This window comes from Mesorhizobium sp. M0306, from assembly GCF_040321655.1.
Lineage (GTDB): Bacteria > Pseudomonadota > Alphaproteobacteria > Rhizobiales > Rhizobiaceae > Mesorhizobium.
Window position 1 is genome coordinate 22,543 of sequence record NZ_JAMYRY010000043.1, and the last position, 11,108, is coordinate 33,650.

Genomic DNA, 11,108 nt, shown 5'->3' on the forward strand with positions numbered 1-11,108 from the left:
CCCGGCAGGGCAATGAGGGGCGGCGCAAACCCGGGCGATTGCCTCTTTGCGCGTTGAACAGCACGCGCCCCAGCAGTGTTCCAAAACCCGTTGAAAAATCATAGAGCCTGATCCATTCCGAAAGATCGGAATGGGGCTCTATCGTCTTGTTTGACCATGATCTTTTCCGAAAACCGGTTTCCACTTTTCGGGATCATGGTCTAAACCGGTGCGATGTCGAAGCGAATCGCCGGTCCCGAGATCGAACGCCTGATCCAGCTGCTGGCCAAGGTGCCGGGGCTCGGTCCGCGTTCGGCACGGCGCGCCGCGCTCCACCTCATCAAGAAGAAGGAGCAGCTGCTGGCGCCGCTCGCCGCCGCCATGGGCGAGGCGGTCGACAAGGTGCGCATCTGCTCGACCTGCGGCAATGTCGACACCTCAGATCCATGCATGATCTGCACCGACCCGCGCCGCGACCCCACCACGCTCATCGTCGTCGAGGACGTGGCCGACCTTTGGGCGCTGGAGCGGGCGACCGCCATGAACGTGCGTTACCATGTGCTCGGCGGTACGCTGTCGCCGCTCGACGGCATTGGCCCCGATGAGCTCAACATCCGCTCGCTGGTCGATCGCGTCGCCGGCGGCGAGGTCAAGGAAGTGATCCTCGCCGTCAATGCCACCGTCGAGGGCCAGACCACCGCACATTATCTCACCGACCAGCTTTCCGGCTTCGACATCAAGGTGACGCGCCTGGCGCACGGTGTTCCGGTCGGCGGCGAGCTCGATTATCTCGACGAAGGCACGCTGGCCGCCGCACTGCGCTCGCGGACGGCGTTTTGAGGCGAGCTGCGGGGAGGGTGCGAATGATGACTGCAAACTTGGCACTCCGTCCGCAGGAACCCAAACCTCTCCGATTGGCTCTGCTTTCCCTGTTTGCAGCCCTTATCGCCTTCCTCCTCGCCACCCCCGCCTCCGGGGCAAAGATCGACGACCAGTTCCGCGCCTGGCTTGGCAACAACCTCTGGCCCGAAGCCAAGGCCAAAGGTATCTCAAAGAAAACCTTCGATGCCGCCTTCGACGGCGTCAAGCCGAACCTCAAGCTGCCCGACCTGGTGAAGCCGGGCGAGAGGGCGACGACGCCGCAGAAGCAGCATCAGGCCGAGTTCGGTTCGCCCGGCGCCTATTTCGCCGAAAGGATAGTCCGAGCGGTGACCGCCGGCGGCCGCACCCGCGAGGCGGCCAACGCCAGCACGCTTGCCGCGATCGAGAAACGCTACGGCGTGCCTGGCGAAGTGCTGCTGGCGATCTGGGGCCGCGAGAGCGGCTTCGGTGCGGCAAAGCTGCCCTATGACGCCTTCGAGGTGCTGGGCACCAAGGCGTTCATGTCGACGAAGAAGGCGTTCTTCCGCACCGAGCTGCTGGCGGCGCTCGAGATTGTCGAGCGCGGGCTTGCCCCGGTCGACGCGATGAAATCGTCCTGGGCCGGCGCGCTTGGCCAGCCGCAGTTCATGCCGACATCGTTTCTGAAGCATGCCGTCGATTTCGACGGCGACGGCCGCACCGACATCTGGAATTCGACGCCCGACATACTGGCATCGATCGCCAATTATCTCGTGCATTATGGCTGGGTCAGGGGCCGCGGCTGGGGCTTCGAGGTGACGGTGCCGGACAGCGTCTCGTGCTCGCTCGAAGGTCCCGACCAGGGCAGGAAGATTTCGCAATGGGCTGATATGGGCATCAGGCGCGTGTCGGGCAAACCGTTTCCGGCGAGCGAACTGAAAGCCGAAGGTTTTCTTTTGATGCCGGCGGGACGCAGCGGCCCGGCCTTCATCGTCACCCCCAATTTCTATGTGCTGAAGCAGTATAACACCAGCGATCTCTATGCCCTGTTCATCGGCCATGGCGCCGATCGCATCGCCCATGGCGACAGCAATTTCTCGGGCAATTGGGGCGCGGTCGGCGGGCTCTACCGCTCCGACATCGCCGCCCTGCAGCGGGCGCTGGAGGCAAAGGGTTATGATGTCGGCAGCGCCGACGGCCTGCCCGGCTTCAAGACGCGCCGCTCGATCGGCAAATGGCAGGCCAGCAACGGCCGTTCCGCCACCTGCTTTCCCGACGCCGACCTGGTTACCGCGCTGAAATAGCCGGGTTTTCGCACCGCCGGTCTGGCCCAATCAACCGTTCTGCAAATGCTCGTTGCCGCGCTCGAAACCGCCGGATATGGTGAGCCGGAACTGCACAAAAAATTGCCTAGACAACGGTCCGGGGATCACCGTTCGACGCGGCAAGAAATGCCACAACCCTGAGCCGGGAACTCAGGTCAACAAAAACAGGGAACAGTTAAAATGATGATGGAAAAGTTTGCTCTACGCTCCCGCTTCTTGCTCGCGGGCGCGGCAATGTCCGCGCTACTTCTGGCCGGTGCGCCTGCCTTCGCGGTCACGCCCGCCGACACGCTGGTCGAGGGTTTCGCCATCGACGACATCATCTCCATGGATCCGGGCGAGGCATTCGAATTGTCGACCGCCGAAATCACCGGCAACACCTATGATCTTCTGGTGCGCCTCGACCTCAGCGACACCTCCAAGGTCAAGGGCGATCTCGCGGAAAGCTGGAGCGTCTCCGACGATGGCCTGACCTACACATTCAAGCTCAAGCCCGGCCTCAAATTCGCTTCCGGCAATCCGATCACGGCGGCGGACGTCGCCTATTCGTTCGAGCGCGCCATCAAGCTCGACAAGAGCCCGGCCTTTATTATCGGCCAGTTCGGCATCGATGGCGGCAACGTCACCGAGAAGGCCAAGGCTGTTGATGATACGACGTTCCAGTTCACCGTCGACAAGGCCTATGCGCCGAGCTTCGTGCTGAACTGCCTGTCGGCGACGGTCGCCTCGGTCGTCGACGCCAAGCTGGTCAAGGAGCATGTCGCCGCGGTCACGCCGAGCGCCGATTACAAATGGGACAATGATTTCGGCAATGCCTGGCTGAAGACCGGCTATGCCGGCTCCGGTGCCTTCAAGCTGCGCGAATGGCGCGCCAACGAGGCCGTCGTCCTCGAGCGCAACGACAATTACAACGGTGAAAAGGCAAAGCTTGCGCGGGTCATCTATCGCAACATGAAGGAAAGCTCCGGCCAGCGTCTGGCGCTGGAAGCCGGCGACATCGACGTTGCCCGCAATCTCGAGCCGAACGACCTCGATGCGATCGCCAAGAATGCCGACCTCACCACCACCAGCGCACCGAAGGGCACGGTCTTTTATATCAGCCTCAACCAGAAGAACCCGAATCTCGCCAAGCCCGAGGTTCGCCAGGCCTTCAAATATCTGGTCGACTACGACGCCTTGAGCTCGACCATCCTCAAGGGGATCGGCGAGATCCACCAGACCTTCCTGCCCAAGGGCGTGCTCGGCGAACTGGACGAGAACCCGTTCAAGTTGGACGTCGCCAAGGCCAAGGAACTGCTTGCCAAGGCGGGTCTCGCCGACGGCTTCAGCGTCACCATGGACGTGCGCACCGGGCAGCCGACGACGGGCATGGCGGAATCCATCCAGCAGACGCTGGGACAGGCCGGCATCAAGCTGGAGATCATCCCCGGCGACGGCAAGCAGACGCTGACCAAATACCGCGCCCGCAACCACGACATCTATATCGGCCAGTGGGGCCAGGACTATTTCGACCCGAACTCCAACGCCCAGACCTTTGCCAGCAACCCCGACAATTCGGATGAAGGCAAGACCAAGACGCTGGCCTGGCGCAACGCCTGGGACATTCCGGACCTGACCAAGCAGACCGAAGCGGCTCTGCTCGAGAAGGACGCGGCCAAGCGCGCCGCAATGTACCAGGATCTCGAGAAGAAGATCCTCGATACCAGCCCGTTCGTCATCATCCACCAGCAGCTGGAAGTGGCCGGCCTGCGCAAGAACCTCAAGGGCTTTGCCCTCGGCCCGAGCTTCGACACCAACTTCGTCGGCCCCGTCTCGAAGGAGTGACGGCGGCGGACGCGCCGTATGAGTGTGGCTGAAAGCGAAGCGATGGCAGGGCGCGGCGGCGCCCGCGCCGTTGCCGTGGCCTCATCGATCGCCAGGTTCCTGGTCATCGCGATAACGACCTATCTCGGTCTGCTCGCGGTGACCTTCTTCATCGGCCGTGTGATCCCGATCGACCCGGTGCTGGCGGTGCTCGGCGACCGGGCGCCGGCCAATGTCGTCGAACGCACGCGCCGCGAGATGGGCCTCGACCTGCCGCTGGTCGAGCAGTTCTACATCTATGTCAAACATGCCCTGAACGGTGATTTCGGCACCTCGGTGCTGACCACCAATCCGGTGATGACGGACATCCGCCGCGCCTTTCCGGCGACGCTCGAACTGGCAACGCTGGGGACGCTGATCGGTTCGGTGATCGGCGTGCCGCTCGGCGTGCTGGCCGCCGTGCGGCGCGGCAGCATCATCGACCAGATCGTGCGCATCATCGGTCTTGTCGGCTATTCCGTGCCGATCTTCTGGCTGGGATTGCTGGCGCTGGTGCTGTTCTATGCCAAGTTGCAGTGGGTCGCCTTTCCCGGGCGCCTCGATGTCGTCTACGAATACACCTTCACGCCGATTACCGGCTTTTACCTGCTGGATGCACTCTGGCAGCGGCAGTGGGACGTATTTGCCGATGCCTTCCGCCACATCATCCTGCCGGCCTCGCTGCTCGGCTATTTCTCGCTCGCCTATATCAGCCGCATGACGCGCTCCTTCATGCTGAACGAACTTACCCAGGAATACATCGTCGCGGCGCGCGCCAAGGGCCTGTCGGAAACGCGCATCATCTGGGGTCACGCGCTGCGCAACGCTGCGGTGCCGATGGTCACGGTGATCGCTCTGTCCTATGCCGGGCTGCTCGAAGGCTCGGTGCTGACCGAGACGGTGTTTTCGTGGCCGGGCATCGGCCTCTACATCACCAACTCGCTGCAGAACGCCGACATGAATGCTGTGCTTGGCGGCACCATCATCATTGGCTCGGTCTTCATCGCCATCAACCTATTCTCCGACCTGCTCTACCGGGTGCTTGACCCAAGGACCAAGGCGGGATGAGCACCGAAGCGATTCAAACCCGCCGCGACTGGCTGCTCAGCGAGCGGCCGGCGTCGCGCGTGCAGGCAAGGCTCGGCCGCGCCTATGTGGCATGGCGGCGCTTTTCCGCCAACCGGCTGGCATTCATCGGTCTGCTCATCATCATCGCGCTGCTGGTGGTCGCGGCCTTCGCCGATGTGCTGGCGCCCTATTCGCCGACATTCGGCGACCTCAAAGGCTCGCGGCTGCTGGCGCCGAGTGCCGCGCACTGGTTCGGCACCGACGATCTCGGCCGCGACATCTATTCGCGCATCATCTTCGGCTCGCGCTGGACACTCTACGTCGTCATTCTGGTTGCCATCATCGCCGCGCCAATCGGCTTGCTGGTCGGTACCGTCGCCGGCTATGCCGGCGGCTGGACCGATGCGATCCTGATGCGCATCACCGACATCTTTCTCGCCTTTCCGAAGCTGATCCTGGCGCTGGCCTTCGTCGCCGCGCTCGGCCCCGGCATCGAAAACGCCGTGCTCGCCATCGCCATCACCTCGTGGCCGCCCTATGCCCGCATCGCGCGCGCCGAAACGCTCACGGTGCGCAATTCGGACTACATCAAGGCCGTGCAGCTGATGGGCGCCTCGCCGTTCCGCATCGTGCTTCGCCACATCATGCCGCTCTGCATCTCCTCGCTGATCATCCGGGTGACGCTCGACATGGCCGGCATCATCCTGACCGCCGCCGGCCTCGGCTTCCTCGGCCTCGGCGCGCAGCCGCCGCTGCCGGAATGGGGCGCGATGATCGCATCGGGCCGCCGCTTCGTGCTCGACCAGTGGTGGGTTGCGGGCGCGCCGGGCTTTGCCATTCTCATCGTCAGCCTCGGCTTCAACCTGCTCGGCGACGGCCTACGCGACGCGCTCGATCCCCGAAGCGGTGACCAATGAGCACGCTTCTCGAAGTCGACGACCTGCGCGTCACCTTCCCGACGCGCACCGGCCTGATCGAGGCGGTGCGCGGCGTTTCCTTCTCGCTCGGCCGCGAGCGGCTCGGCATCGTCGGCGAGAGCGGTTCGGGCAAGTCGCAGACCGGCCGCGCCATCATGGGCGTCACCCCGCCGCAGGCCGAGGTGACCGCGAAGACGCTCGCTTTTGACGGCATCGACCTGCTTGCCGCCTCGTCGCGCGAGCGCCGCGCGCTGCGCGGCAAGCGTATCGCCATGATCCTGCAGGATCCGAAATATTCGCTCGACCCGGTGATGAGCATCGGCCGCCAGATCGTCGAGACGCTGCGCACGCATGAGAAGGTCTCCAAGGCCGAGGCTCGAGACCGCGCGCTGGCCATGCTGGAGGCCGTGCAGATCCGCGATCCGGCCCGTGTCTTCGACCTGCATCCGCACGAGGTCTCCGGCGGCATGGGCCAGCGCGCCATGATCGCCATGATGCTGATCGCCGGGCCGGAAATGATGATCGCCGACGAGCCGACCTCGGCACTCGACGTCACCGTGCAGCTCGACGTGCTCGGCATCCTCGACCGGCTGGTCAGCGAGCGCGGCATGGGGCTGATTTTCATCTCGCACGATCTGCGCCTGGTCTCGTCCTTCTGCGATCGTGTCATCGTCATGTATGCCGGCAAGGTGGTCGAACAGCTCAAGGCCTCGGAGCTCGGCCGCGCCCAGCATCCCTATACGCGCGGCCTGCTCAACTGCATGCCCAAGATCGGCGCCGACCGCCACCCGCTGCCGGTACTCGACCGCAAGCCGGAGTGGGCGGCATGACGGCAGCCCTTTCCGTCGACAGGCTGGAGGTGATGTTCGACCGCTTCCGCGCGCTGAAAGGCGTCAGTCTCGAAGTCGAATCCGGTGAATCCTTCGGCCTCGTCGGCGAGTCCGGCTCCGGCAAGTCGACGCTGCTCAGGGCAATCGCCGGCCTGGCGCCGGCCGCATCAGGCACCATTACCGTCAACGGCAAAACGCTCGGCGTGCGCCGCGACAAGGCGTTCTACCGCGAGGTGCAGATGGTGTTCCAGGACCCGTACGGCTCGCTGCACCCACGCCAGACCGTCGACCGCCTGCTGCAGGAGCCGCTCGCCATTCACGGCTTCGCCGACGGCGAAAAGCGCATCCAGCGGGCACTCGACGAGGTCGGCCTGGGCACCGGCTTCCGTTTTCGCTATTCGCATCAATTGTCCGGTGGCCAGCGCCAGCGCGTGGCGATCGCGCGCGCCCTGATTCTGGAACCGTCGATCCTGCTGCTCGACGAGCCGACCTCGGCGCTCGACGCTTCGGTGCAGGCGGAGGTGCTGAACCTGCTGGAAGAGATCAGGCGGCGGCGCCAGCTGACCTTCCTGATGGTCAGCCACGACCTCGCCATCATCACTCACATGTGCGAGCGGCTGATGGTGATGCAGAACGGCGAGGCCGTCGAAAATCTGGCGGCGAGTGACCTTGTCGAGCGTCACGTGACCAAGGACTATACGCGCAACCTGTTGAGGGCGAGCGACGGGTTTGTCAGGGCTTAGCGGTATCTTTCTATTCCACGTGCTGCGACTCAATTCGCAGCCGTGCGGTCAGGCCACGCTGCCTATAGGAACCTCGTCGCCACCGTTTGCGCTCTCCTCGTTTTCAGGCGTTCCTTTCGGCTCCTTGATCCTGAACCACGTCACATAGAGCGCTGGCAAGAACAGCAGTGTGATCGCCGTGCCGGCGATGATGCCGCCCATCATGGCATAGGCCATCGGCCCCCAGAACACTTCGCGTGCGATCGGGATCAGCGCCAGGCTCGCGGCCGCCGCGGTCAGCGCGATCGGCCGCATGCGATGCTCGGTCGCCTCGATGACGGCGGCCCAGCGGTCCTTGCCCTCGTTCACAAGATCCTCGATCTGGACGATCAGGATGACAGAATTGCGGATCAGGATGCCGATCAGCGCCAGCACGCCGAGGATGGCAACGAAGCCGAGCGGTGCCCCGCTCGGCACCAGCGCGGCCACCACGCCGATCAGGCCGAGCGGCGCCACCGCCACGACAAGGAACAGGCGCTGGAAGCTCTGCAACTGCACCATCAGGATGGTCGCCATGATGAACAGCATCAGCGGCACCACGGCGGCTATCGGCCCCTGGCTGTTGGCGCTTTCCTCGACCGAGCCGGCGGTGGCGATCGAATAGCCCGGTGGCAATTTGGCGATGAAGGCGTCGACCGACGGTTTCACCTCGTTGACCACGGTGGCGGGCAGCACGTCGCCGACCAGCCCGGCGCGCACGGTGATGGTCGGGATGCGGTCGCGGCGCCACACTGTCGGCTGTTCGAGCTCGTAGCGGAAGTTCGCCACCGCGGCCAGCGGGATCGCCTCGCCGGTTCCGGTTGGCAATTGCATGTTCTGCAGTGTGCCGATCGAACCCCGTTCGGCCTCGCGCGAACGGGCCACCACATTGATCAGATAGGTCGCGTCTCGCACCTGGGTGATGGTGGAGCCGCCGACCGTGCTGTTCAGCGCGCTGGCGATATCCGAAGAGGTGATGCCGAGTTGCCGTGCCTTGTCCTGCAGCACGTCGACCCTCAGCACGCGCTCGGGTTCATTCCAGTCGAAAGTGGGTGCGGCCAGCTGCGGATTGGCGGAAATGATGCCGGCGAATTCCTGCGCCAGTGTCCGTACCGTCTGGACGTCAGGACCACCGACGCGGTACTGCACCGGCCGCCCGACCGGCGGCCCGAGTTCGAGCGGCTTGACAAAGGCGTCGGTGCCGACGAACTCGTCGCGCAGCAGCTTTTCGAGCGCCGGCTTGACCCGATTGCGCGCCTCGATGCTCTTGGTGACGATGACGGTCTGGCCGAAATAGGGATTGGCCGGTTGCACGTCATAGGCCAGCACGAAGCGAACCGCGCCCTGGCCGATATAGGAGCTGAAGTGGTCGATATCGGGATTGCCGACCAGCGCCCGCTGTTCGAACCGCTCCATCTGGTCCCGGGTCTCGGCAATTGAGGAGTTCTGCGGCAGATTCCAGTCGACGATCAGTTCGGGACGGTCGGATGGTGGAAAGAACTGCTGCTGGACGAGGCCAAAGCCGGCCAGCGACGCCGCGAACAACAGCACCGTGGCGATGATGGTCAGCCAGTGATGGCGCACCGAGCCGACGAGGACGCGCCGGAACAGCGCGGTGAAGCGGCCGGGCTTTTCATGGTGCTGCTTCATCGTCGCCGGCAGGATGGTGACGCCGAGCAGCGGCGCAAACAGCACCGCGACGATCCATGACACCAGGAGCGACACGGCGATGACGACGAACAGCGTGAAAGTGTATTCGCCGGCGGCGCTGTTGTTGAGGCCGATCGGGATGAAGCCCGCGACCGTCACCAGCGTGCCGGTCAGCATCGGAAAGGCGGTCGAGGTATAGACATATGTCGCCGCCTTGCGCAGATTGTCGCCGACCTCCAGCCGCGCCACCATCATCTCCACGGCAATCATGGCGTCATCGACCAGAAGGCCGAGCGAGATGATCAGCGCGCCCAGCGAAATGCGCTGCAGCGATATGCCGAGATAGGCCATGGCCGTGAAGGTGATGGCCAGCACCAGCGGGATCGACAGCGCCACGACGAAGCCGGCGCGCATGCCGAGGCTGATGAAGGACACGGCAAGCACGATGGCGACCGCCTCGAACAGGGCGCGCGTGAAACCGGAAACCGCCTCCTCGACGATGACAGGCTGGTCGGCGACCAGATGCACGCCGACGCCGACCGGCAGGTCGGCCAGTACCTTGTTCATCTCCTCGTGCAGGGCCTCGCCGAACTCCAGCAGATTGGCATTGGGCTTCATGCCGATGGCAAGGCCGATCGCGTCCTGCCCGTTGAAGCGGAACAAGACCGTCGGCGGGTCGACATAGCCGCGCGAAATCGTCGCCACGTCGCTCAGCCGGAAGAAGCGATCGTTGACGCGCAAATTGATGGCGCGAAGGCTCTCTTCCGAGGTGAACTGGCCGCCGACGCGCACACTGATGCGCTCCGGCCCGGACTGGATGACGCCGGATGGGGTGATTGCGTTCTGCGCCTGCAGGCTGGCCACGATCGCTTGCTGGTTGAGGCCGAGGGCCGCGATCTGGCGGGTCGAGAATTCGAGGTAGATCGCTTCGTCCTGGGCACCGACCAGATCGACCTTGCCGGCATTCGGCACGGTCAGGATCTTCGTCCTGACATCCTCGACATAGTCGCGCAACTGGCGCGGCGTCAGCCCGTCGGCGGTGAAGGCATAGATGTTGCCGTAGACGTCGCCGAAGCGGTCGTTGAAGAATGGTCCCTGCACGCCTTGCGGAAACTGCGCCCAGATGTCGTTGACCATGTTGCGCACCTGCAGCCAGGTCGGCACGACGTCGCGCGCCTTGGTCGTCGGCTTCAGGTTGACGAAGATGACGGTCTTGCCGGCAGAGGTGACGGATTTGGTATAGTCGAGGCTGTCGAGCTCTTCGAGCTTCTTCTCGATGCGGTCGGTCACTTGCCGCACCGTCTCGTTGACCGATGCGCCCGGCCAGTTGGCCTGGATGACCATGGTCTTAATGGTGAAGGCGGGGTCTTCCTCGCGGCCGAGATTGAGATAGGCAAAGACGCCGGCCACGACGAAGACCAGCATGAAATACCACACCAGCGAGCGATGGCTCAGCGCCCAGTCGGAGAGGTTGAAGCCCTCCATATGGCCTCTCCCTCAGAGATCTTGACCTTCTGTCCCTCGGTCAGGCTGTGGACGCCGGCGGTGACGACGCGCATGCCTGCATTGAGGCCCTCGGCGACGGTGAAAGTGGCGGCACCCTTGGAGGCAATTTTGATGTCACGGGCACTCACGCTCGACGTCTGCTGGTCGACGACCCAGACCTTTTCTCTGCCGTTCTTCTCCAGCAGCGCCGACAGCGGCAACTCGATCGTCGGCGTGATCTTGGCAATGCGGGTCGCCGTCACCGTCGAACCAAGCCTGAATGCCGGCGGCGGATCGATGAGCATCAGCCGGACGCGGCGCGTGCGGGTCGAACCTTCGGCCTGCGGGGCGATCTCGCGCAGCTTGGCGTCGCTGCGTATCGTCGGCTGCGATTGCAGGATGATCTGGAAG

9 protein-coding genes are annotated in these 11,108 nt (G+C 64.1%); 7 read left to right on the forward strand and 2 right to left on the reverse strand.

All coding sequences use genetic code 11. The features are described 5' to 3' along the window. Positions 1-213: 213 nt before the first annotated feature. The 7 genes from recR (at position 214) to NKI95_RS31605 (ending at position 7,544) form a co-directional block, all read left to right on the forward strand. Complete coding sequence (gene recR, locus NKI95_RS31575) at positions 214-819, forward strand: recombination mediator RecR (RefSeq protein ID WP_352493754.1); 606 nt, start codon at positions 214-216, stop codon at positions 817-819. A gap of 26 nt (positions 820-845) precedes the next feature. Then, positions 846-2,123, forward strand: a complete 1,278-nt coding sequence (locus NKI95_RS31580; protein WP_502908368.1) for a lytic murein transglycosylase — start codon at positions 846-848, stop codon at positions 2,121-2,123. 201 nt (positions 2,124-2,324) lie between these two features. Then, on the forward strand, positions 2,325-3,968 hold the full coding sequence (locus NKI95_RS31585; RefSeq protein ID WP_352721731.1) for an ABC transporter substrate-binding protein: 1,644 nt from the start codon (positions 2,325-2,327) through the stop codon (positions 3,966-3,968). Between the two features lie 18 nt (positions 3,969-3,986). Beyond that, positions 3,987-5,054, forward strand: coding sequence for an ABC transporter permease (locus tag NKI95_RS31590; RefSeq protein WP_352721733.1), 1,068 nt, complete (start codon positions 3,987-3,989; stop codon positions 5,052-5,054). After that, positions 5,051-5,971 (forward strand): nickel transporter permease, encoded by a 921-nt coding sequence (gene nikC / locus NKI95_RS31595; RefSeq protein WP_352721734.1) that lies wholly within the window; start codon positions 5,051-5,053, stop codon positions 5,969-5,971. The genes NKI95_RS31590 and nikC overlap by 4 nt, the downstream gene beginning before the upstream one ends. Beyond that, a complete protein-coding gene (locus tag NKI95_RS31600; RefSeq protein ID WP_352721735.1) occupies positions 5,968-6,801 on the forward strand; it encodes an ABC transporter ATP-binding protein in 834 nt (277 codons plus the stop codon). The genes nikC and NKI95_RS31600 overlap by 4 nt, the downstream gene beginning before the upstream one ends. Then, entirely contained in the window at positions 6,798-7,544 is a 747-nt protein-coding gene (locus NKI95_RS31605) for an ABC transporter ATP-binding protein (RefSeq protein ID WP_352721736.1), read from the forward strand. The genes NKI95_RS31600 and NKI95_RS31605 overlap by 4 nt, the downstream gene beginning before the upstream one ends. A 48-nt stretch (positions 7,545-7,592) precedes the next feature. Here NKI95_RS31605 and NKI95_RS31610 read toward each other — a convergent pair whose 3' ends face one another. Both NKI95_RS31610 and NKI95_RS31615 read right to left on the reverse strand, forming a co-directional pair. Continuing rightward, positions 7,593-10,697, reverse strand: coding sequence for an efflux RND transporter permease subunit (locus NKI95_RS31610; protein ID WP_352721737.1), 3,105 nt, complete (start codon positions 10,695-10,697; stop codon positions 7,593-7,595). Further along, on the reverse strand, positions 10,664-11,108 hold a 445-nt coding region (locus tag NKI95_RS31615; RefSeq protein ID WP_352721739.1), incomplete at its 5' end, for an efflux RND transporter periplasmic adaptor subunit. The genes NKI95_RS31615 and NKI95_RS31610, both read right to left, overlap by 34 nt.